The 21,231-nt window shown below is 71.5% G+C and carries 19 protein-coding genes; 10 read left to right on the top strand and 9 right to left on the bottom strand.

All coding sequences use genetic code 11. The annotated features are described in order from the left end of the window. Positions 1-16 precede the first annotated feature (16 nt). Positions 17-979, bottom strand: coding sequence for an alpha/beta hydrolase (locus ACIGQF_RS36515; protein WP_399719768.1), 963 nt, complete (start codon positions 977-979; stop codon positions 17-19). Between the two features lie 132 nt (positions 980-1,111). After that, positions 1,112-2,635, bottom strand: coding sequence for a peptide MFS transporter (locus tag ACIGQF_RS36510; protein ID WP_399719765.1), 1,524 nt, complete (start codon positions 2,633-2,635; stop codon positions 1,112-1,114). Between the two features lie 438 nt (positions 2,636-3,073). On the opposite strand from ACIGQF_RS36510, the gene ACIGQF_RS36505 reads away from it, so the two are divergent. Then, complete coding sequence (locus ACIGQF_RS36505; RefSeq protein ID WP_361568312.1) at positions 3,074-3,754, top strand: response regulator transcription factor; 681 nt, start codon at positions 3,074-3,076, stop codon at positions 3,752-3,754. Between the two features lie 37 nt (positions 3,755-3,791). Further along, positions 3,792-5,078, top strand: a complete 1,287-nt coding sequence (locus tag ACIGQF_RS36500) for an ATP-binding protein (RefSeq protein ID WP_399719761.1) — start codon at positions 3,792-3,794, stop codon at positions 5,076-5,078. A 53-nt stretch (positions 5,079-5,131) separates the two neighbouring features. Here the strand turns inward: ACIGQF_RS36500 and ACIGQF_RS36495 are convergent, their stop codons facing one another. Together ACIGQF_RS36495 and ACIGQF_RS36490 are read right to left on the bottom strand one after the other, a co-directional pair. Beyond that, positions 5,132-5,656 carry a GtrA family protein gene (locus ACIGQF_RS36495; RefSeq protein WP_399719758.1) on the bottom strand — a complete coding sequence of 175 codons (525 nt, stop codon included), beginning with the start codon at positions 5,654-5,656 and terminating at the stop codon, positions 5,132-5,134. 170 nt (positions 5,657-5,826) lie between these two features. Beyond that, positions 5,827-6,270: a protease inhibitor I42 family protein gene (locus ACIGQF_RS36490; RefSeq protein ID WP_399719756.1), complete on the bottom strand. Its 444-nt coding sequence runs from the start codon at positions 6,268-6,270 to the stop codon at positions 5,827-5,829. A 137-nt stretch (positions 6,271-6,407) separates the two neighbouring features. Here ACIGQF_RS36490 and ACIGQF_RS36485 point away from each other — a divergent pair, with 137 nt between their 5' ends. The 4 genes from ACIGQF_RS36485 (at position 6,408) to ACIGQF_RS36470 (ending at position 10,757) form a co-directional block, all read left to right on the top strand. Further along, positions 6,408-7,547: a 5-(carboxyamino)imidazole ribonucleotide synthase gene (locus ACIGQF_RS36485; RefSeq protein WP_399719753.1), complete on the top strand. Its 1,140-nt coding sequence runs from the start codon at positions 6,408-6,410 to the stop codon at positions 7,545-7,547. Positions 7,548-7,579: 32 nt separating this feature from the next. After that, positions 7,580-8,137, top strand: a complete 558-nt coding sequence (gene purE / locus ACIGQF_RS36480; protein ID WP_399719750.1) for a 5-(carboxyamino)imidazole ribonucleotide mutase — start codon at positions 7,580-7,582, stop codon at positions 8,135-8,137. Beyond that, positions 8,134-9,312, top strand: a complete 1,179-nt coding sequence (locus ACIGQF_RS36475) for a dipeptidase (RefSeq protein WP_399719748.1) — start codon at positions 8,134-8,136, stop codon at positions 9,310-9,312. Before purE ends, ACIGQF_RS36475 begins: the two co-directional genes overlap by 4 nt. Positions 9,313-9,503: 191 nt before the next feature. Then, positions 9,504-10,757, top strand: a complete 1,254-nt coding sequence (locus tag ACIGQF_RS36470; RefSeq protein ID WP_399719744.1) for a dipeptidase — start codon at positions 9,504-9,506, stop codon at positions 10,755-10,757. Positions 10,758-10,816: 59 nt separating this feature from the next. Here ACIGQF_RS36470 and ACIGQF_RS36465 read toward each other — a convergent pair whose 3' ends face one another. Beyond that, positions 10,817-11,191, bottom strand: a complete 375-nt coding sequence (locus tag ACIGQF_RS36465) for a VOC family protein (protein WP_399719741.1) — start codon at positions 11,189-11,191, stop codon at positions 10,817-10,819. A 74-nt stretch (positions 11,192-11,265) separates the two neighbouring features. Between ACIGQF_RS36465 and ACIGQF_RS36460 the strand changes: the two genes are divergently transcribed. Beyond that, positions 11,266-11,820, top strand: coding sequence for a CGNR zinc finger domain-containing protein (locus tag ACIGQF_RS36460; protein ID WP_399719737.1), 555 nt, complete (start codon positions 11,266-11,268; stop codon positions 11,818-11,820). 73 nt (positions 11,821-11,893) lie between these two features. Here ACIGQF_RS36460 and ACIGQF_RS36455 read toward each other — a convergent pair whose 3' ends face one another. Next, entirely contained in the window at positions 11,894-13,234 is a 1,341-nt protein-coding gene (locus tag ACIGQF_RS36455; protein WP_399719734.1) for a UDP-glucose dehydrogenase family protein, read from the bottom strand. Positions 13,235-13,412: 178 nt separating this feature from the next. Between ACIGQF_RS36455 and ACIGQF_RS36450 the strand changes: the two genes are divergently transcribed. Beyond that, positions 13,413-14,585, top strand: a complete 1,173-nt coding sequence (locus tag ACIGQF_RS36450; RefSeq protein WP_399719731.1) for an acyl-CoA dehydrogenase family protein — start codon at positions 13,413-13,415, stop codon at positions 14,583-14,585. 73 nt (positions 14,586-14,658) lie between these two features. Here ACIGQF_RS36450 and ACIGQF_RS36445 read toward each other — a convergent pair whose 3' ends face one another. Next, positions 14,659-15,948 carry an LCP family protein gene (locus tag ACIGQF_RS36445; protein ID WP_399719728.1) on the bottom strand — a complete coding sequence of 430 codons (1,290 nt, stop codon included), beginning with the start codon at positions 15,946-15,948 and terminating at the stop codon, positions 14,659-14,661. 277 nt (positions 15,949-16,225) lie between these two features. Between ACIGQF_RS36445 and ACIGQF_RS36440 the strand changes: the two genes are divergently transcribed. Beyond that, positions 16,226-16,780 carry an acyl-CoA thioesterase gene (locus ACIGQF_RS36440; protein WP_399719726.1) on the top strand — a complete coding sequence of 185 codons (555 nt, stop codon included), beginning with the start codon at positions 16,226-16,228 and terminating at the stop codon, positions 16,778-16,780. Between the two features lie 36 nt (positions 16,781-16,816). On the opposite strand, the gene ACIGQF_RS36435 is transcribed toward ACIGQF_RS36440, so the two are convergent. Further along, entirely contained in the window at positions 16,817-18,259 is a 1,443-nt protein-coding gene (locus tag ACIGQF_RS36435) for an LCP family protein (RefSeq protein WP_399719723.1), read from the bottom strand. Positions 18,260-18,405: 146 nt separating this feature from the next. Between ACIGQF_RS36435 and ACIGQF_RS36430 the strand changes: the two genes are divergently transcribed. Then, a complete protein-coding gene (locus tag ACIGQF_RS36430; RefSeq protein WP_399719720.1) occupies positions 18,406-19,452 on the top strand; it encodes a glycosyltransferase family 2 protein in 1,047 nt (348 codons plus the stop codon). Between the two features lie 73 nt (positions 19,453-19,525). Here ACIGQF_RS36430 and ACIGQF_RS36425 read toward each other — a convergent pair whose 3' ends face one another. Further along, positions 19,526-21,172 carry an LCP family protein gene (locus ACIGQF_RS36425; protein ID WP_399719717.1) on the bottom strand — a complete coding sequence of 549 codons (1,647 nt, stop codon included), beginning with the start codon at positions 21,170-21,172 and terminating at the stop codon, positions 19,526-19,528. Positions 21,173-21,231: the final 59 nt, after the last annotated feature.

Genomic DNA, 21,231 nt, shown 5'->3' with positions numbered 1-21,231 from the left:
GCGCGTCCCAGCGGCCCTAAGGCTGGGCGGTGGGAGCCGCGGTCGGCTGCGTCCGGGCCGTCAGCCAGGTCAGCACCCGGCGTTCGGTCGCCGGCCGGGTGAGGGCCGTCATGCCGTGGCCCGTCCCGGGGACGACCGACACCGTGGCAGCGGGCTCGGCCTTCGCCAGGCCCCGCGAGTGCGCCACCGGGACGAAGTCGTCCGCGAAGTGCGTCAGCAGCATCGGCACCCCGGGGCCGCCGGGCCGCTTCGGGCCGCCCGGCGCCCAGTTCTTCGCGGCCATGTCGTCCCAGGTCGCGCGGCACTTCGCGGCGGCCATCGCGGTCGCCTTCTTCGCCGTCGGGTCGCACCCCGCGAGCTTCCGCGCCTCGCGCCGCAGCCGCCGCTGCTGGGCCGAGGCGCCGGAGCGCGCGCCGTCCCGCCAGGCCAGGTAGGGGTCGGCCACCGGGGACAGCGCGACCACCCCGGCGGGCCGGTACGCGGTGCCGGCGGCGTACTCCGCGGTGTTCGCCGCGATCTGGCCGCCCGCCGACGAGCCGAGCAGCACGATCCGGCGGGGGTCGGTCCGGAAGCGGGCGGCCTGGGCGCGGATCCAGCGCAGCGCGGTGAGCGCGTCGGTGCGCTGGGCGGGCCAGGGCGCGTCGGTGTTGAGCCGGTAGTCCACGTCGAAGACGACGAAGCCGCGGGCGGCCAGCTTCCGGGCCCAGCCGCTCCAGTCGGAGTCCTGTGCCCAGTACCCGCCGTGCAGGATCATCACGGCGGGCCGGAGGTCCTGCCCCGGGGCGCGGTAGGCCCCGATGGTCTGCCGCTCCGTGGGGCCGTACGCGTACGTCCCCAGGTACGGATCGGGCCCGCCCGGCGCGTCCCCGGCGGCCTGCCCGCCCTGAGCCGCCGCGGCCCGCCCGGCCCCCGGCACCACCGCCAGACACACCGCCGCCAGCACCCCGCACACCCCGGCCCACACACTCCCTCGGCGCATACACCGATCGTTACCGCGCCCCGGTCCGGCTCTCCCGGAGGGCCGCGCGCCCCACCCGAACGGCCGCAGCACGCGAAGGGCCCCCGGCACCGTGGTGCCGGGGGCCCTTCGTCCGCCGGGTCAGCGGGTCCGTCAGTGGATCTCGCCCATGCGGGAGCGGACCTGCTTGCGGTACATGAAGATCGCGAAGCCCGCGAGCGCCGCGAGGATCGCCTCGACGAGGACCGCGCCCGAGCCGCTCATGTCGACGCCGCCGATGGCCAGCAGGCTGGTGACCGAGTCACCCGCGGTGTTGGCGAGGAACCAGATGCCCATCATCTGGCTGGCGTACTTCAGCGGCGCCATCTTCGTGGTCAGCGACAGGCCGACGGGGGAGAGGCACAGCTCGCCGATGGTCTGGATGAAGTAGATGCCGAGCACCCACATCGGGCTGACCTTCGTGCCGTCGGTCGCGATGGCCAGCGGCAGCAGGAAGAAGAAGAACGAGACGCCGATGAGGAACAGACCGGCGGCGAACTTCAGGATCGTGCTGGGCTCCTTGCCCCTCCGGTTCAGCCACAGCCACAGCCAGGCGAAGACCGGGGCCAGCGCCATGACGAAGATCGGGTTCAGCGACTGGAACCAGGTGGACGGGAAGGAGAGGCCGAACAGCTCGCCGGAGGTCTTGGTGGTGCCGAACGCCTGGACGGTGGAGCCGCCCTGGTCGTAGATCATCCAGAAGGCCGCGGCGGCGATGAAGAACCAGATGTAGGCCGAGACCTTGCTCTGGTCGTCGCCTGAGAGCTCCTTGTCCCGCTTGATGCGGAAGAGGACGGCGGCCGGGATGACGATGCCGAGGATGCCCAGCGGGATCATCGCCCAGTTCAGGGTGAAGTGTCCGGTGAAGGAGACCACGCCGTAGAAGACCGCGGCGATGATGAGCCAGGTCAGGCCCTTGCGCAGCCAGGAGTTTCGCTCCTCGGCGCTGAGCGGGGTGGGGACCTTGTTGCTCTCCGGGCTGAGGTGCTTGGTGCCCAGCAGGAACTGGAGCAGGCCGAGGCCCATGCCGACGGCGGCGAGGCCGAAGCCCAGGTGCCAGTTGTGGCTCTCGCCGACGGTGCCGATGATGAGCGGGGCCAGGAACGCACCGACGTTGATGCCGATGTAGAAGATCGTGAAGCCACCGTCACGGCGCGGGTCGTTCGGCCCGTCGTAGAGGTGGCCGACCATCGTGGAGATGTTGGCCTTCAGCAGACCGGAGCCGATCGCCACCAGCGCCAGGCCGGCGAAGAAGAAGCCCTGTCCCGGGCCGGCCAGCGAGAGGTGGCCGAGCATGATGACCGTGGCCGCGATGGCGACGGTCTTGCGCGGGCCCCAGACGCGGTCGGCGAGCCAGCCACCGGGCATGGCCAGGAGGTAGACCATCGCCATGTAGATGGAGTAGATGGCCGTGGCCGTGGCGGCGTTGAACGCCAGGCCGCCTTCGCGGATGCCCGATCCGTCCGGGCCACCGGACAGCAGGTAGATCGTGAGCAGGGCCCGCATGCCGTAGAAGCTGAAGCGCTCCCACATCTCGGTCATGAAGAGGGTGGCCAGTCCGCGGGGGTGGCCGAAGAAGGTCTTGCCGCCGGCAGGGGTTCCCTGCCCGGGGGAATCCTTCGTCAGGCTGGACGCCATGGTCGATCCTTGAGTGATCGGGACGCGCAGGTGGGGCCGCGCGCCCGGGTCGGCTGACCGGCACCGGCGCAGTGCCGTCCGCCCCCACGCCCGGTAGGGGGTGCGACACCACTGTGGAGAGAGGAATCGACAGGACGGCCGTACACCGGAATCCACGCCCCCGTTCTGCGTGCGATGGACCCGGTCTGAGAGGTCATTTGCCCGCGGGTCCGGTCGTGCCGGGCCCGCACACAACAGGGACCCTGACGTTGCATGAGCGCCATGGTCCCGGGTTGTACGACGGACGTTCTGCCACTGTACGACGCGCGTAGCTGAGGTTGGTGCCAGTGAGACAACGGTCACATGGCGGCCCGGGAACCGAGCGGTGCACACCCACGGTCACCCGGGGGACCCCCGGAGGGGCATCGTGGCCGTGACCTGTCGGACTACCATCGGGCCATGACCCGTGTACTGCTCGCCGAGGACGACGCGTCCATCTCGGAGCCGCTGGCCCGCGCACTCCGCCGTGAGGGTTACGAAGTCGAGGTGCGTGAGGACGGCCCCACGGCGCTCGACGCCGGTCTGCAGGGCAACATCGACCTGCTCGTGCTCGACCTGGGACTGCCCGGCATCGACGGCCTGGAGGTCGCCCGCCGGCTGCGCAACGAAGGCCACTCCTTCCCGATCCTGGTCCTCACCGCCCGCGCGGACGAGGTGGACACCGTGGTCGGCCTGGACGCCGGCGCCGACGATTACGTCACCAAGCCCTTCCGGCTCGCGGAGCTGCTCGCGCGGGTGCGGGCCCTGCTCCGCCGCGGCACGACCGCCGAACCCCAGCAGCCGCCGGCCACCCATGGCGTCCGGATCGACGTGGAGTCCCACCGCGCCTGGATGGGCGAGGAGGAACTCCAGCTCACGGCCAAGGAGTTCGACCTGCTGCGGGTGCTGGTGCGGGACGCCGGCCGGGTGGTGACCCGCGATCAGCTGATGCGCGAGGTCTGGGACACCACCTGGTGGTCCTCGACGAAGACGCTCGACATGCACATCTCCTGGCTCCGCAAGAAGCTGGGCGACGACGCCGCCAACCCCCGTTACATCGCGACCGTGCGCGGCGTGGGCTTCCGCTTCGAGAAGAGCTGAAGCCCCGAGGAACCACCCACCCCGCCCGGAGGGCACCGTGCGCCGCCGACTGATCAACTCCACCCTCGCCGTGGTGCTCGTCGTGATCGCCGTGTTCGGCGTCTCGCTCGTCATCGTGGAGACCCGCACCATCCAGGCGGGGGCTCAGGAGAGCGTGGGCGCCGAGGCCGTACGGCTGGTGGGCATGGTGGAGAGCCGGCTGAGCGGCGGCGAGAAGATCACCGCCGAGGTGCTGTCCGAGCAGATCACCACCGACCGGTACGCCGAGATCAAGGTGCCGGGCCACGCCCCGGTGGAGATCGGGGAGCGGCCCTCGGGCGACGTCATCGACGCGACCGTGCACGGCGAGCGGGGCGAGACGGTCACCGTCCAGGAGCCCCGCTCCGCGGTCAGCGCCGAGATCGGACGGACCCTGCTGATCATCCTGGCGGTCGCCGCGCTCGCCGTCCTCGCCGCCGTCTTCCTCGCCGTACGCCAGGCCCGGCGGCTGACCGCCCCGCTCACCGACCTCGCCGAGACCGCCGAGCGCCTCGGCTCCGGCGACCCCCGGCCGCGCCACCGCCGCTACGGCGTGCACGAGCTGGACCGGGTCGCGGACGTGCTGGACGCCTCGGCCGAGCGGATCGCGCGGATGCTCACCGCCGAGCGCCGGCTCGCCGCCGACGCCTCCCACCAGCTCCGTACGCCGCTGACCGCGCTGTCCATGCGGCTGGAGGAAATCACCCTCACCGACGACCCGGAGACGGTGAAGGAGGAGGCGACGATCGCCCTGGGCCAGGTCGACCGGCTCAGCGACGTCGTCCAGCGGCTGCTGACGAACTCCCGCGACCCGCGTTCCGGCTCGGCCGTCGCCTTCGACCTGGACGAGGTCGTCAAGCAGCAGATCGAGGAGTGGCGGCCCGCCTACCGCAGCGCGGGCCGGGCCATCGTCCGGTCGGGCAAGAAGAACCTGCGGGCCGTGGGCACGCCGGGCGCGGTCGCCCAGGTCCTCGCGACCCTGATCGAGAACTCGCTCATGCACGGTGACGGCACGGTGGCGCTGCGTACCCGGGTCACCGGCAACCAGGCCGTCGTCGAGGTCACCGACGCGGGCCCCGGCGTACCGCCCGACCTGGGCTCCCGAGTCTTCGAGCGGACGGTGAGCGGCCGCAACTCCACCGGCCTGGGGCTCGCGGTGGCCCGGGATCTGGCGGAGGCGGACGGCGGCCGGCTGGAGCTGCTCCAGCAGGAGCCGCCGGTCTTCGCGCTCTTCCTCAGCCGGGAGTCCGAGCAGTACCGGTCCGGGGACGAGGACGAGCCGGGTCCCGCCGCCAGCCCGCGCTGAGCCCCCGGCCGCGCAGGACTGCGCTCATGGGCGCCGGCCGCGCCGGAGCGTGCTCACGGGCGTCGGCCGCGCGCCGGGGCCCCGGAGGGGGTGTCCTCGGTACCGGAGGAGAGGAAGGATTCGGCGGTCTCCACGGCCTCCTTGGCGGGCAGCGCCTTGAAGACCCAGGAGCGGTAGGACCAGAAGCGGAAGAGCGTGGCGATGCCGATGCCGAGGAACTTGAACACGTTGTTCTGGAGCGGGGTGTTCCAGCCGCACCAGTACGTCGCGGCGTAGAGGATGCCGTTCTCGATCACCAGGCCGACCGCGCTGAAGAAGACGAAGAGCACCAGTTCCTTGGTGCGGCCGCCCTTGTCCCGGTCCCGGTAGGTGAAGTAGCGGAAGCCGACGTAGTTGAAGAGGATCGCGACGACCGTCGCGACGATCCCGGCCCGCACCACGGGTAGCTCGGTGGTGTGCCGTACGAGGTTGAAGACCACGAGGTTGACCAGCACGCCGGCCCCGCCCACCGCGCCGAACTTCACGATCTCGCGGGTCAGCAGCCGAAGCCGCGAGCGCAGCGCGCTCCGTCCAGACATGGTGGTGGCTCAGCTCCCCGTGACGGCGTCATGTCGGGCGGGCCGTGGTCGGCGGTCCGCCGCCCACTCATGCTAACCAGCGCGCCGACGGGCCGCCCGGGGCCCTTGCGTCACTTCGGGCGGGCGGTGGACGCCCCCGTCACCGTGGACTGCCGGCGCGTCACCGCGGGCTAGTCCGTCACCGAGACGCGGAAGGCGAGCAGCTCGCCGCCGCGGTCGGGGTCGGCCCGGTCCGTGCCGCACTGGAAGCAGTGCCGCAGCTTCAGCTCGGTACGGCCGGGGCGTACGGCCTGGAACTCCAGGAAGCGGGTGCCGCCGGAGCCGGCCACCACCGTTTCGTCGGCGTCGTAGTGGCTGCCGGCCGGCTTGAGCACGTGCGGGTCGGGGGCCGGGGGTTCGATGCGCCAGCGGTAGCCGGTGCCGGGGTTGTCGTCCAGCTCTATCGAGAAACGCTCGCCGGGGGAGATGGAAATGACGGTGTCCTGCGGCCCGTAGACCTCGGGACGGGCGGTGAGCAGGGATATCAGGGAGTACACGGCCACCAGCAGTGCCGCCACCGCGATCGTGATGCCGATCTTGCGGGACGGCGTGGATATGCCGTCGGTACCGTCCATGCGTCCTCCCCCTGTCCGCGCGTTCGGGTGAGCCTATCGCCCGGTGGTGGCTCGCACAGAGGGAGGGATCGCCCGAATTCGGAGGATCCTCCAAGGGGTGGCCGGGAACGGTCGGCCGGAGCGGATACCCTGAAGGCGTGACGTTTCCGGTAGTCGGCATGGTCGGCGGCGGACAGCTGGCTCGTATGACCCACGAGGCAGGCATCCCCCTCGGCATCAGGTTCAAGCTCCTCAGTGACACCCCGCAGGACTCCGCTGCGCAGGTCGTCGGCGATGTGGTCGTCGGCGACTACCGCGATCTGGACACCCTGCGCGAGTTCGCGCGCGGCTGTGACGTGATCACTTTTGATCACGAGCACGTGCCCACCGAGCATTTGCGGGCCCTGGAGGCGGACGGCGTCCCCGTCCGCCCCGGTCCCGACGCGCTCGTGCACGCGCAGGACAAGGGGGTGATGCGCGCGAAGCTGACCGAGATCGGTGCCCCGTGCCCGCGTCACCGCATCGTCTCGGACCCCGAGGACGTGGCGCGGTTCGCCGAGGAAGGCGAGGGCTTTCCGGTCATCCTCAAGACCGTCCGCGGGGGGTACGACGGCAAGGGTGTCTGGTTCGTGCGATCCGCCAAGGACGCCGAGGAGCCGTTCCGCGCCGGGGTGCCCGTGCTCGCCGAGGAGAAGGTCGACTTCACCCGTGAGCTGGCCGCCAACATCGTCCGCTCCCCGCACGGCCAGGCCGTCGCGTACCCGGTCGTGGAGTCCATCCAGGTCGACGGCGTCTGCGACACCGTGATCGCGCCCGCCCCCGGCCTCTCCGAGGAGCTGTCCGCGCAGGCCCAGGAGCTGGCGCTGCGGATCGCCAAGGAGCTGGACGTGGTCGGCCACCTCGCGGTCGAGCTGTTCGAGACCGCCGACGGCCGCATCCTCGTCAACGAGCTGGCGATGCGCCCGCACAACTCAGGCCACTGGACCCAGGACGGCGCGATCACCTCGCAGTTCGCCAACCACGTCCGCGCGGTCCTGGACCTGCCGCTGGGCGACCCGCGCCCGCGTGCCGAGTGGACCGTGATGGCCAATGTGCTCGGCGGCGACTACCCGGACATGTACAGCGCGTACCTGCACTGCATGGCCAGGGATCCGCAGCTGAAGATCCACATGTACGGCAAGGACGTGAAGCCGGGCCGTAAGGTCGGGCACGTCAACACCTACGGCGACGACCTGGCCGACGTGCGTGAGCGCGCCGCGCACGCCGCCGGCTACCTGCGAGGAACGATCACCGAATGACGGCCAGCCCCTCACCCGACCACCGCCCCTCAATGAGCGCTGACGCGCGCCCCTCCGATGGCTCCCCCCTGATCGGCATCGTCATGGGCTCCGACTCCGACTGGCCCGTCATGGAGGCCGCGGCGCAGGCCCTCGACGAGTTCGAGATCCCCTACGAGGTCGACGTCGTCTCCGCGCACCGCATGCCGCGCGAGATGGTCGCGTACGGCGAGGAGGCCGCGGGCCGCGGCCTGAAGGCGATCATCGCGGGTGCCGGGGGAGCCGCTCACCTGCCGGGCATGCTGGCCTCGGTCACCCCGCTGCCCGTCATCGGCGTGCCCGTCCCGCTGAAGTACCTCGACGGCATGGACTCGCTGCTCTCCATCGTGCAGATGCCGGCCGGCGTGCCGGTCGCCACGGTCTCCGTCGGCGGCGCCCGCAACGCCGGGCTGCTCGCCGCCCGGATGCTCGCCGCGCACGACGAGGAGCTGCAGGCGCGGATGCGCGAGTTCCAGCAGGAGCTGAACGACCAGGCCACCGAGAAGGGCAAGCGGCTGCGCAACAAGGTCGCTTCCGGCTCCGACGGCTTCGGTTTCGGGGGCGGCAAGTGAGCGAGGCGGCTCGCGACCTCCTCGCCCGCTGGCCCGTCGTCGACGGCCACAACGACCTGCCCTGGGCGCTGCGCGAGCAGGTCCGGTACGACCTGGACCGGCGGGACATCGCCACCGACCAGTCCGCGCACCTGCACACCGACATCCCCCGGCTGCGCGCGGGCGGCGTCGGCGCGCAGTTCTGGTCGGTGTACGTACGCTCCGACTACGACGGCGACCGGGCGGTCAGCGCCACCCTGGAGCAGGTCGACTGCGTGGCGCAGCTGATCGACCGTTACCCGGGCGACCTGCGGCGCGCTTACACCGCCGACGACATGGAGGCGGCCCGTGCCGAGGGGCGGATCGCGTCCCTCATGGGTGCCGAGGGCGGCCACTCCATCCACTGCTCGCTGGCCACCCTGCGCGGTCTGTACGCGCTCGGGGTGCGCTACATGACGCTGACCCACAACGACACCATCGCCTGGGCTGACTCGGCGACCGACGAGCCGCGCCACCATGGCCTCAGCGCCTTCGGCGAGGAGGTCGTCCGGGAGATGAACCGGCTCGGCATGCTCGTCGACCTCAGCCATGTCTCGGCCGACACCATGCGGGACGCGCTGCGGGTCAGCGAGGCGCCGGTGATCTTCTCGCACTCCTCGGCGCGCGCGGTCTGCGACCACCCGCGCAACATCCCCGACGACGTGCTGGAGCGGCTGGCCGCCAACGGCGGCACCGCGATGGCCACCTTCGTGCCCAAGTTCGTGCTGCCCGAGGCCGGGGAGTGGACGCACCGCGCCGACGAGAACATGCGCGCGCACGGCCTGCACCACCTCGACACCACCGAGGCCGGCATGAAGGTGCAGCGCGCCTTCGAGGCGGCGCACCCCCGCCCGACGGCCACCGCCGCCACCGTCGCCGACCACCTCGACCACATGCGCGAGGTCGCCGGCGTCGACCACATCGGCGTCGGCGGCGACTACGACGGCACCGCCTTCACCCCGGACGGCCTCACCGATGTGGCCGGCTACCCGAACCTGATCGCGGAGCTGCTGGACCGCAAGTGGTCCGAGGCCGACCTCGCCAAGCTCACCTGGCAGAACGCGGTCCGTACGCTGCGCGACGCCGAGGACGTGGCCCGCGGCCTCCAGGAGCGGCGCGGCCCGTCGAACGCGACGATCGAGCAGCTGGACGGCTGAGGGCCGGTCAGCCCGGCGGCGGAGCACGGCAGACGCATCACCCGGCCCGTCCCGCCGGGGGTGTCGGCCGAACGGGCCACACCCCCGGACGCGGGCCCGCGCCCGCGATGCCCCGTACGCATCACTCACCGCGAACAAGTGGATCTCTCGTGTCACGGTGGCCCTACTGCCACCGATACAGGAGTTCCGAAATGGCCGACCTCGCCCCCGATCTGGAAGCCGCAGACCTCACCGGTGCCGCCGGGGATCTCGGCGCCGCCGAGGACGCCCACTCCCCGTACGGAACACTCGGGCGTCCCGCCGACCCGCCGCTGCGCCGCGACCCGCTCACCCGGGCCCACGCGCTGCTCGCCGCACACCCCGTCTTCGACGGCCACAACGCCCTGCCCTGGGCGCTGCGGCTGCACCACGGCGACGACCTGACGCCGGGTCACTACTACGACCTCGAATACGGCGAGCCCGCCGTCAGCACCGACATCCCGCGGCTCCAGCAGGGCCGGGTCGGCGCGCAGTTCTGGTCGGTGCAGGTGCCGACCGCGCTCAGTGGCGACCACGCGATCAGCGCCACGCTCGAACAGATCGACTTCGTGCACCAGCTGGTGCGGGCCTACCCCGAGGCGCTGCGCCTGGCGATGACGGCCGACGACGTCACCGAGTGCCGCAACCGCGGCCGGATCGCCTGCCTGCTCGGCTCGGCCGGCGGCCAGATCATCGACAGCTCGCTCGGCGCGCTGCGCGCCCTGCACACCCTCGGCGTACGGTCCATGCTGCTCACGCCGGACCGCAACACGCCCTGGGCGGACGCGGCGGCCGACACCCCGTGCGCGGGCGGTCTCACCGCCTTCGGCGAGGAAGTGGTCCGCGAGATGAACCGCCTCGGGATGCTCATCGACCTCTCGTACGCCTCGACCGACACGATGCGGCACACGATGGCCATCACCAAGGCGCCGGTCTTCGTGAACCGCTCCGCCGCCCGGAACCTGACCAATCACCGGCACAACGTGCCGGACGACGTCCTCGCCCAGCTGCCCCGCAACGGCGGCATCTGCATGGTCACCTTCGCCCCGCAGCGGGTGGCCGGGCCGGTGGGCCACGCGACCATCGAGGACGTCGCCGACCACCTCGACCACGTACGGAACGTGGCGGGCGCGCAGCACGTCGGGCTCGGCGGCGGCTTCGACACCGACCCGGCCGACGGGCGGCCGCAGGGGCTGGAGGACGTCTCCGGCTATCCGCGGCTGATCGCCGAGCTGATCTCCCGCAACTGGTCCTTCTCCGACCTGGCCGGGCTGACCTGGGGGAACGCGCTGCGCGCGATGCGCGGCGCGGAGTTCGCCGCCCGCGAGGCACGGCACCGGCGCGGGCCGTCCACGGCGACCATCGACCGGCTGGACCGGGCGGACCGGCGGGACCGGATGACCAAGCTGCACTGGGCCTGGACCTGAGGGCCGGGAACCGCTGAGGGGCGGGCGGGAATCTCCCGCCCGCCCCTTCCGGCCTGCCGTCAGTGCAGGCAGAGACAGAACGGGTGGCCCGCCGGGTCGAGGTAGACCCGCCAGTTGCGGTCGCCGTCATCGCGCTGGACCAGCCGCGCGCCGAGCTTCAGCGCCTCGCGCTCGGCCTCCTCGATCTGGTCCCGCGGCACGCGGAAGTCCAGGTGGAACTGCTGAGACCGCTCGCCGCCGGGCCAGTCCGGCGGCACCATGTCGGGCGCCTTCTGGAAGGCGAGCAGCCGCCCCTGCGGCCCGGCCACCTCGACCCAGTCGCCGCCCTCCTCGTCCGCACCGGCCTGCCAGCCGAGCAGCCCGGCGTAGAACTCGGCGAGGGCCCTGGGGTCCGGGGCGTCGAGCACGACGACGCCGAACTGAGCGATGGCCATGGTGTTACCTCCTGAGAAGGTTTAGCGGTAACTGCGTTACTGCATGATGGCCTTCAGCAGGTAACGTGGCAAGGGTGGCCGACAGAAGCGCGCCGCCTTCCCTGGCCCTCGTCCAGGACCTGGCGAACACCCTGGACATCGACGACGGGCGCGATGCGCTGGCCGCTCCCGGCGGCCTCGCCGCCTTCCTGCGGGAGCACGGGCTGCCGACGGTCCCTGCCGGGAAACGGGAGCTGGCCGCCGCCCAGCGGCTCCGGGAGGCGCTGCGCGCCGCCTGCCTCGCGCACACCGGCCGGGACGTGCCCGAGGAGACCGGGCGGACGCTGGCCGCGCTGCTCGCCGACGCGCCGCTCACCCTCACCGTCGACGCCCGGGGCGAGGCCGCGCTCGGCCCGGCCCCCGGCCTGACCGGCGTCGCCGCGCTGACCGCCCGGATCGCCGCCGGCATCGCGGCCGCCGCGGCCGACGGCAGCTGGCGCCGCCTGAAGGCGTGCGAGGACCACGACTGCCTGTGGGTGTTCTACGACCGCAGCCCGGCCGGCCGCGGCCGCTGGTGCTCGATGGCGCTCTGCGGCAGCCGGGCGAAGATGCGCTCGTACCGGGCCCGCCGTACGGGGGAGTCCGGCTGACCCGCCGGAGAACGCGGACCGCCCGCCCCGCCGGTGCGGCGGAACGGGCGGTACGGGGAGACGGGGTGCGGCGTTACGCGCGCGGGCGGCCCAGCGCGCGGTAGGTCCAGCCGGCCTTGCGCCACAGCTCGGGGTCGAGCGCGTTGCGGCCGTCGAGGATGCGGCGGTGCGCCACGACCTCGCCCAGCGTCGCCGGGTCCAGCTCGCGGAACTCCCGCCACTCGGTCAGGTGCAGCACCACGTCGGCGCCGCGCACCGCGTCCAGCGCGGTCGGCGCGTAGCCGAGGGTGGGGAAGACCCGGCGGGCGTTCTCCATGCCCTTGGGGTCGTAGACGGTGACCTGGCCGCCCTGGAGGTGAATCTGGCCCGCGACGTTCAGCGCGGGGGAGTCGCGTACGTCGTCGGAGTCCGGCTTGAAGGTCGCGCCCAGGACGGCGACCCGCTTGCCCAGGAAGCCGCCGCCGACCGCCTCGCGCGCCAGCTCCACCATGTGGCCGCGGCGGCGCATGTTGATGGAGTCGATCTCGCGGAGGAACGTCAGCGCCTGGTCGGCGCCCAGCTCACCGGCGCGCGCCATGAAAGCGCGCAGGTCCTTCGGCAGGCAGCCGCCGCCGAAGCCGACCCCGGCGCGCAGGAACTTCTTGCCGATCCGCTCGTCGTGGCCGATCGCCTCGGCCAGCTTCACCACGTCGCCGTCGGCCGCCTCGCAGATCTCGGCCATGGCGTTGATGAAGGAGATCTTGGTGGCCAGGAAGGAGTTGGCGGCCGTCTTGACCAGCTCGGCGGTCGGGTAGTCCATCACGACCCACGGGGAGCCCTCGGCCAGCGGCGTGGCGTACACCTCGCGCAGCAGCGACTCGGCGCGCTCGCTCGCGACGCCCACCACGAGGCGGTCGGGGTGCAGGGTGTCCTCGACCGCGAAGCCCTCGCGCAGGAACTCCGGGTTCCAGGCCAGCTCCGCCTCCTCGCCGGCCGGTGCCAGCTCGGCCAGCCGCTTCGCCAGCCGCGCCGCGCTGCCCACCGGCACGGTGGACTTGCCGACGACCAGCGTGGGCCGCGTCAGGTGCGGCGCCAGTGACTCGAAGGCGCTGTCGACGTAGGACATGTCACAGGCGTACTCGCCGTGCTTCTGCGGGGTGTTCACGCACACGAAGTGCACATCGCCGAAGGCGCCGGCCTCTTCCCAGGAGGTGGTGAACCGCAGCCGCCCGCTGGACCCCGGGAGGCCCGCGACGTGCTTGCGCAGCAGCTCCTCCAGGCCCGGTTCGTACAGGGGCACCTCGCCGCGGCCGAGCATCTCGATCTTCTCGGGCACGATGTCGAGCCCCAGCACCTCAAAGCCGAGCTCGGCCATGGCGGCGGCGTGCGTGGCGCCGAGGTAGCCGGTGCCGATCACGGTGATCTTGAGGGGCATGGGCACTCCAGATGCGAACGAGGGGTACTGCGGGGCTGAGCATAACCGGGCGGCAGGGTGCGGCGATCCGGTCGCTGTCGGCAACCTCACGTACCCCGCGGGGTGCCCCGGCTCTAGAATTCGGGGAAACGCGACAGGTTACTTAACGGTAGTTAGCACTCAGGGGAGATGAGAGACCTTGGCGGGAAACGCCGATTTCGATCTGTACCGGCCGGCCGAGGAGCACGACATGCTCCGCGAGTCGGTGCGCGCGCTCGCCGAGGCGAAGATCGCTCCGGTCGCCACCGCGGTGGACGAGGAGGCCCGCTTCCCGCAGGAGGCGCTGGATGCCCTGGTCGCCAATGACCTGCACGCCGTGCACGTCCCCGAGGCCTACGGCGGCGCCGGCGCCGACGCCCTCGCGACCGTCATCGTCATCGAGGAGGTGGCCCGCGCCTGTGCCTCCTCCTCCCTGATCCCCGCCGTGAACAAGCTGGGCTCGCTGCCGGTGATCCTCTCCGGCTCCGAGGAGCTGAAGAAGAAGTACCTGGGCCCGCTGGCCAAGGGCGACGCGATGTTCTCGTACTGCCTCTCCGAGCCGGACGCCGGTTCGGACGCGGCGGGCATGAAGACCAAGGCCGTGCGCGACGGCGACTTCTGGGTGCTCAACGGCGTGAAGCGCTGGATCACCAACGCCGGCGTCTCGGAGTACTACACGGTGATGGCCGTCACCGACCCCGAGAAGCGCTCCAAGGGCATCTCCGCGTTCGTGGTGGAGAAGGGCGACGAGGGCGTCTCCTTCGGCGCTCCGGAGAAGAAGCTGGGCATCAAGGGCTCGCCGACCCGCGAGGTCTACCTGGACAACGTGCGCATCCCCGCCGACCGCATGATCGGCGCGGAGGGCACCGGCTTCGCCACCGCGATGAAGACCCTGGACCACACCCGCATCACGATTGCGGCCCAGGCGCTGGGCATCGCCCAGGGCGCGCTGGACTACGCCAAGGGGTACGTGCAGGAGCGCAAGCAGTTCGGCAAGCCGATCGGCGACTTCCAGGGCGTGCAGTTCATGCTCGCCGACATGGCCATGAAGCTGGAGGCGGCCCGTCAGCTGACCTACGCGGCCGCCGCGAAGTCCGAGCGGATCTCCGCCGGCGGCAAGGACGAGGACCTCACCTTCTTCGGCGCCGCCGCCAAGTGCTACGCCTCCGACGCGGCCATGGAGATCACCACCGACGCGGTCCAGCTCCTCGGCGGCTACGGCTACACCCGTGACTACCCGCTGGAGCGCATGATGCGCGACGCGAAGATCACGCAGATCTACGAGGGCACCAACCAGGTCCAGCGCATCGTCATGGCCCGCAACCTGCCGTAACGGCGGTTCAGGGCATGGCAGAAGGCCCCGGCTCCTCGAAGGGAGCCGGGGCCTTCTCATGCGCCCGAGCGGGTCACTGGTCGGCGGTGACCGTGACCGGGTCGTCGTTCTTCAGCTCGTTCACCAGCTGCTTGACCTTCGGCATGTCCCACGCGAGGTTGCCGCCGACGCTGCCGGAGACCGGCATGTTCATCGACTTCCCGTCGCCGCCCTTGCTGGTGACGTCCTTCAGCCCGAAGAACATCTTGGCCAGGGAGTAGGGGCCCATGTCCTCGTCGACGATGAGGGTGTCCAGGCCGGCGCCCATGGCGGGGTAGAGCTCGAAGGGGTTCAGCAGCGTGCCGGGCGAGGCCACCTGGTGGGCCAGCGTCGAGAGGAACTTCTGCTGGTTCTTGGTGCGGTCCAGGTCGCTGCCGGCGAAGGCGTGCCGGGTACGGACGTACGCCAGGGCCTGCTGGCCGTTCAGGGTCTGCTCGCCGGCCTTGAAGTCGGCGCCGGACCACTTGTCCTTGAAGCCCTTGTCCAGCTTCATGTCCACGCCGCCGATGGCGTCCACGATGTTCGCGAAGCCGGCGAAGCCGATCTCGGCGTAGTGGTCGATGTGCAGGCCGGTGTTGTACTCCACGGTGCGGACCAGCAACTGCGGGCCGTCGATGGAGTACGCCGCGTTGAGCTTGTTGGCGCCCATCGCGGGCTGCATCTTGCCGGACTCCGAGCCGCGGAACTCCGGGATCGTGATGTTGGAGTCGCGGGGCAGCGAGATCAGCGTCGGACCGTTGGACCCGGTGTGCAGGATCATCATCGAGTCGGTCCGCTTGCCTTCGGCGGAGCCCGTGTGCAGGTCCTTCTTCTGCTGGTCGCTCATGCCCTCGCGGCTGTCGGAGCCGACGATCAGGTAGTTGGTGCCGTCGCCCGTCTCGGGGCGGTCGATCACCTTGCTGAGGTCGACCTCCTTGCGCATCTTGGAGTCGGCCCAGAAGTACGTGCCGATCGAGACGGCGAGCACGACGACGACCAGCGTGGTGAGCGTCACCTTGATGCGGCGGCCCCAATTGGGGCGGGGGCGGTAACCGTCGTCACCGCGGCCGCCGCCACCGCCGTGGCCGCCGCCGTAGACCTGACCGGTGTTGTACCCGTCGTCGTACCGGCCGCCGCCGTGGCCGCCGTCGTAACCGGGCTGCGGCGGTACGGCCTGCCGGCGCGGCGACATGCCGGGCGGCAGCGGGGGCTCGCCGTGGGCGGAGGCGGGCTGCCGGCGCACCTGTCGCATGGCACGGGCGCCCTCCGGCTGGGCGCTGCCGCTGCCGCGTCCGTACCGGTTCCTGTCGTCGTCACGGGGGAGCCCGTCGCGCCACTCGTTCATGAAGCAAAGTGTGCCTGCCGGTACGCCCCGCCATACAGGTCGGGGACGGGATCGGACCGTGGCTGTTGCAGAGCTGATGCAATCCGGTGCGGCATATAGGGGAGGGAGTGACCATTGGGCCGCGTGGGTCGGGAAGCGGATATACGGGATGGTTGGGGCGAGCGTTTGCGAACAATTGCGACCGTAATCGCCTGAAAGGCGAGCAAAGTGGACCGCTTGAGGGCGTCCGTGACCGACTCGGGCGGAAGGTGTCCGCCGGGGTGCATAAGGTGGACGTATGACCGATCCCGTCACCGACGGTCCGGAGGGCGGCCTTCCGGGCAAGCCCACCTCCGTCTCGCGCACCACGCTCAGCCACATCATGGATGCGAGCCACACCAATCTCCTCGGCACCGTCCACGGCGGAGTGATCATGAGGCTGGTGGACGACGCGGCGGGCGCGGTGGCCGGCCGGCACTCCGGCGGCCCCGCCGTCACCGCCTCCATGGACGAGATGGCGTTCCTGGAGCCGGTCAGGATCGGCGATTTGGTGCATGTGAAGGCCCAGGTCAACTGGACCGGCCGGTCCTCGATGGAGGTCGGCGTACGGGTGCTCGCCGAGCGCTGGAACGAGTCCACCCCCGCCCAGCAGGTCGGTTCCGCCTACCTGGTCTTCGCCGCCGTCGACGAGAACGGCAAGCCGCGCGCGGTCCCCCCGGTGATCCCCGAGACCGAGCGCGACAAGCGCCGCTACCAGGAGGCGCAGATCCGCCGTACGCACCGGCTCGCCCGCCGCCGTGCCATCAAGGAGCTGCGCGAGCAGCGCACCGCCGACGGCGTCGACGAGGGCTGACCCGACGCGCGGACGGCCACCGGCCGTCCGGGGCTGTCACTTGCACTCCTCCTCGTCGCCCGTGACGGCCGGGACGTCGCCCGAGCCGGGCGCCGGGACCTCGGCGCGCACCTTGTGCACGTCCTGGTGGCCGGGGCCGAGCGTGACGCGCAGCACCGGCCCCTGGCCCGGCACCTCGCGCAGCTTCGCGCCGGGCAGCGCCGCGGCCAGCGTCCGTACCGAGCGGTCCCAGCGCGGGTCGTAAGCGATCTCGGTGCGCTCGGCCCGGGTCTGGGCGTTGCGGGGCGCGCCGGTGGTCGCGAAGCCCTCCGCCCGCAGCGCCTTGTCGGTCCTGGCGGCCAGGCCCCGGGTGGGGGTGCCGTTCTCCACCTGGACCCGGACCTCGTTGGGTGCCACGTCGACCATGGTCGCGCGGTGCTTGCGCTTCTTGTGCGCGGCCAGCGGGCGGTCCGCGCGGATGGCCTCGAAGAGCTTCGCCGCCCGCTCCTCGTCCCACTTCACCGTCGAGCCGAGGTTCGGCACGGTGTAGCTGATGTCGCTGACCGGGACCGAGGTGAACTCCGAGGAGGAGGGCTTGAAGCTGCGCAGCGCCTGGCCGAGCGCGACCATCTCGCGCGGGCCGAAGCCGGCGTCCGCCCGCAGCGAGCCCAGCATGGTCGAGGTGATCCGCTTGAAGGCCACCGGATTCGTCAGCGTCTCCGAGCCGGTGACGCGGTGCATCAGGGCCACCAGGAAGCGCTGCTGCCGCTGCATGCGGCCCAGGTCCGAGCCGCCGTCGAGGTGCCGGGCACGGACGTACTGCAGCGCCTCGCCGCCGTTCAGCTTGCTGGTGCCCTTGGGCAGGTCGAGTCCGGTGTAGCGGTCCTTCAGCGGTGAGGGGGTGCACACCTGCACGCCGCCGACCGCGTCCACGGTCTTCATGAAGCTGGTGAAGTCGACCTCCAGGTAGTGGTCGACGTGCACGCCGGTCATGTGCTCGACGGTGCGGACGGTGAGGTTGGGGCCGCCCTCCGCGTACGCCGCGTTCAGCCGGGCGTGGTGCGCCGGCACCGTCCGGCCGGTCCGCTCGTTCCGGTGCTCCGGCACCTCGGCGTAGGAGTCGCGGGGCAGGCTGATCACGCTGGCCCGGTCCCTGGCCGCCGACAGATGGACGAGCATGATCGTGTCGGTGCAGTGACAGGGCGCACCGCCGAGGTGGTACCGCTCCTTCTCCGCCTTCGACAGCCGGTCCCGGCCGTCGGTGCCCGCGACCAGGAAATTCATCCCGGTGCCGGTGACGGGGCGGGGCCGGTGGTCCATCCCTTTGAAGGCATCCACCCGGGTGATGCCCTCGTCGACCCCGGTGACCATCGCGTGTCCGATGCCGCTCGCGGCCAGCAGGGCGACGGACGTGACGGCGGTCACCCGCACGAGCCACCGGGCGCGCCGGCGCCGCCTGCCGGGTGCGGGGAGCGGGAGGGTGCGGGGCGGTGGGGGCATTGCGGGGCACCTCCTCATAGGGAGCAGGGGGACGTGTGACAGTACGTCGATATGATCGGCTGACTGTCATCACACGCCGCTCTTGTCCCCAGCGCCACTCGGCTGCCGTCAGGCCCGTACGGCCGTTCGCGGTAACGTGAACTCTGATGAACGACACCCACGCCACGCCGAGCCGGCACCCCGCGGTCTCCGTGATCATGCCGGTGCTCAATGAGGAACGTCATCTGCGCAGCTCCGTGCGCCACATCCTGGAGCAGGAGTACGACGGCGAGATGGAGGTGGTGATCGCGCTCGGGCCGTCCACGGACCGCACCGACGAGATCGCCGCCGAGCTGGTACGCGAGGACCCGCGGGTCCACACCGTGCCCAACCCCACCGGCCGTACGCCCGCCGCGCTGAACGCCGCGATCGAGGCGTCCCGGCACCCCATCGTGGTGCGGGTGGACGGCCACGGCATGCTGTCGCCCAACTACATCGCGACCGCCGTGCGCCTCCTGGAGGAGACCGGCGCCCAGAACGTCGGCGGGATCATGAACGCCGAGGGCGAGAACGCCTGGGAGGAGGCCGTCGCGGCCGCCATGACCTCGAAGATCGGGGTGGGCAACGCGGCCTTCCACACCGGCGGCCAGGCCGGCCCCGCCGAGACCGTCTTCCTGGGCGTCTTCCGGCGCGAGGCGCTGGAGCAGCAGGGCGGGTACAACGTGGAGTTCATCCGCGCCCAGGACTGGGAGCTGAACTTCCGCATCCGTGAGGCGGGCGGGCTGGTCTGGTTCTCGCCCGAGCTGAAGGTGCAGTACCGCCCGCGGCCGAGCGTGAAGGCACTGGCCAAGCAGTACAAGGACTACGGCAAGTGGCGGCACGTCGTCGCCCGCTACCACTCCGGTTCGATCAACGCCCGCTACCTGGCCCCGCCGACCGCGCTGTGCGCGTTCGCCGCGGGCCTCGTGGTCGGCGCGGCCGTGACGCCCTGGGGCTTTGTCGTCCCCGGCGCCTACCTCGCGGCCATCGCGGCGGGTTCGGTCCCGGCCGGCAAGGGGCTGTCGCTCAAGGCCCGCGCCCAGATCCCCGTCGCGCTGGCGACCATGCACATGTCGTGGGGCTGGGGCTTCCTCACCAGCCCCCGCTCGCTGGCCAGGAAGGTCATCGCCAGCCGCCGGCCGGCGGTGACGGCCCCGGCCGAGAAGGCCGCGTAGGCGGCGGACACGTACGACGGCGGCGGCCGCCCCCTCGGGGACCGGCCGCCGCCGTCGTTTCACGTCCCGTGCTTCACCAGGTGTAGCTCGGGTTCACCTTCATGCACGCCTTCTTGTCCTCGCCGTTGAGGGCGTCCGCGCTCTCCGGGGCCTTGTCGGCCTGCTGCTTGCCGCCGGCCGTCTTCGGATACGTGGTGCCGGTACGCCAGTCGTTGCCGACGATCAGCCGGATGCCCTGGGCCGAACTGGACTCCTTCACCGCGCTCTTGGGCAGCCCGAGCGCCTTGGCGACGGCCAGCGCGTCGCCCTCCGCGTCCTTGCCGCCGTACGTGATCGTGGTGTCGGCCTGGGCGATGAGCGTGGCGTCCGTGCCGGCGGCCGTGTAGCCGAGCGTCGCCAGCTGCCCCTGCACCGCGCTCGCGCGGCCCACCACCGGGCCCTGGATGGCGCCGTTGGTGCCGTTCTGCACGGTGATCTGCAGCTGGTCCTTGGCGGTCGCGGGCTTCGGGTCCGCGGCGGGCTTCTTCTTCTGGTCCTTGCCGTCCAGCGCCGTGTCGTTGCGCAGCATCGCGAACACCTGCTCGGCGTCGCCCGGCTTGGGGATGACGTAGGACTCACCCGGGCCGTACGACCAGGGCATGGTCGCCATGGTGACCCGCTTGACCGGCACCCGGTTGAGGTCGCCGCCGAGGTCGTAGAGCTTCTTGACGCTGCCGAGCCCGTCGTCCACGGTCAGCGCCTTGGTGGCGGCCTCCGCCAGCGCCTGCAGCTTGCCGGGGTCGGTGAGCTTGGTGCCCGCCTTGAGCTGACGGATCATCGAGTTCATGTACATGTGCTGGGCCTTGGCCCTGCCGATGTCGGTGTTGTCCTCGAAGCCGTAGCGGGTGCGCAGCCACTGGAGCGCCTGCACGCCCTTGATGTTGTGGTCGCCCTTCGTCAGCTTCAGGCCGCTGCCGTGGCCCTTGCTGTCGTGCGAGTAGATGTTGTTGTCGACGCAGACCGGGACGCCGCCCACCGCGTCGGCCATGTCCACCACGCCGGCGAAGTCGATCATCATGAAGTGATCGATGTAGATGCCGGTCAGTTCTTTCCAGGTGGCGACCGTGCAGCCCGGACCGCCGTGCTGCAGCGACTGGTTGATGGGCGCGGTGGTCTGCGGGTACGTCTCGCCGCTCTTGGGGTCGGTGCACTGAGGGATGGTCACCCGGGTGTCGCGGGGTATCGAGAGCACCGACATGCTGGAGCGGTCGGCGGAGACGTGCAGCAGCATCTGCACGTCCGCCAGCGGCTTGCGGCCCACATCGGCCTTGGCGCCGCCGAGCTTGAGGTTCGCCTTGCTGTTCCGGCTGTCCGAGCCGAGCAGCAGGATGTTCATCGGGGTCTGCCCGAAGGCGTTTGGCTCGGGCTTCTTCAGCCCGCCCTCGCCGAGGTCGAGCGCGCCCTTGCGCAGGTTTCCGTTGAGGTGCTCGTAGTAGAGGTAGCCCGCGCCCGCCGTACCGAGGACGAGGAGCGCGGCGATGCCGGCGGTCCAGCGCAGGACCCGGCGGCCTCTTCGGCGTTTGCGCCTGCCGCGGCCGGGGGGCTCGGCGGGCCCGGCCGCACCGCCGTCCCCGCCCTGTCCGTCGCTGCGGCCTTCGTAGAGGCTGTCGTCCCAGCCCAACTCCTGGGCATCGGGCTGGTGTCGGCGTGATCGGTCACCACGCACACTGCTCTGCCGCATCGGCTGCCCCTCCCCGTTTCTTCCATCCGGTGGTGCGCTCGGCGGCCTGGCAGGGCGGC

Origin of the sequence: Streptomyces sp. NPDC053560 (genome assembly GCF_044544605.1) — a bacterium.
Classification (GTDB): domain Bacteria; phylum Actinomycetota; class Actinomycetes; order Streptomycetales; family Streptomycetaceae; genus Streptomyces.
This window is presented reverse-complemented; position numbering and strand designations above follow the sequence as displayed.

Excerpts from the sequence above, each read along its gene's own strand:
- ACIGQF_RS36440 (WP_399719726.1), top strand. The coding sequence starts at position 16,226 with ATGACCGATCCCGTCACCGACGGTCCGGAGGGCGGCCTTCCGGGCAAG.
- ACIGQF_RS36510 (WP_399719765.1), bottom strand. The coding sequence starts at position 2,635 with ATGGCGTCCAGCCTGACGAAGGATTCCCCCGGGCAGGGAACCCCTGCC.
- ACIGQF_RS36465 (WP_399719741.1), bottom strand. The coding sequence starts at position 11,191 with ATGGCCATCGCTCAGTTCGGCGTCGTCGTGCTCGACGCCCCGGACCCC.
- ACIGQF_RS36490 (WP_399719756.1), bottom strand. The coding sequence starts at position 6,270 with ATGGACGGTACCGACGGCATATCCACGCCGTCCCGCAAGATCGGCATC.
- ACIGQF_RS36455 (WP_399719734.1), bottom strand. The coding sequence starts at position 13,234 with ATGCCCCTCAAGATCACCGTGATCGGCACCGGCTACCTCGGCGCCACG.
- ACIGQF_RS36435 (WP_399719723.1), bottom strand. The coding sequence starts at position 18,259 with ATGCCCCCACCGCCCCGCACCCTCCCGCTCCCCGCACCCGGCAGGCGG.
- ACIGQF_RS36425 (WP_399719717.1), bottom strand. The coding sequence starts at position 21,172 with ATGCGGCAGAGCAGTGTGCGTGGTGACCGATCACGCCGACACCAGCCC.
- ACIGQF_RS36505 (WP_361568312.1), top strand. The coding sequence starts at position 3,074 with ATGACCCGTGTACTGCTCGCCGAGGACGACGCGTCCATCTCGGAGCCG.
- ACIGQF_RS36515 (WP_399719768.1), bottom strand. The coding sequence starts at position 979 with ATGCGCCGAGGGAGTGTGTGGGCCGGGGTGTGCGGGGTGCTGGCGGCG.
- ACIGQF_RS36495 (WP_399719758.1), bottom strand. The coding sequence starts at position 5,656 with ATGTCTGGACGGAGCGCGCTGCGCTCGCGGCTTCGGCTGCTGACCCGC.
- ACIGQF_RS36470 (WP_399719744.1), top strand. The coding sequence starts at position 9,504 with ATGGCCGACCTCGCCCCCGATCTGGAAGCCGCAGACCTCACCGGTGCC.
- ACIGQF_RS36430 (WP_399719720.1), top strand. The coding sequence starts at position 18,406 with ATGAACGACACCCACGCCACGCCGAGCCGGCACCCCGCGGTCTCCGTG.
- purE (WP_399719750.1), top strand. The coding sequence starts at position 7,580 with ATGAGCGCTGACGCGCGCCCCTCCGATGGCTCCCCCCTGATCGGCATC.
- ACIGQF_RS36445 (WP_399719728.1), bottom strand. The coding sequence starts at position 15,948 with ATGAACGAGTGGCGCGACGGGCTCCCCCGTGACGACGACAGGAACCGG.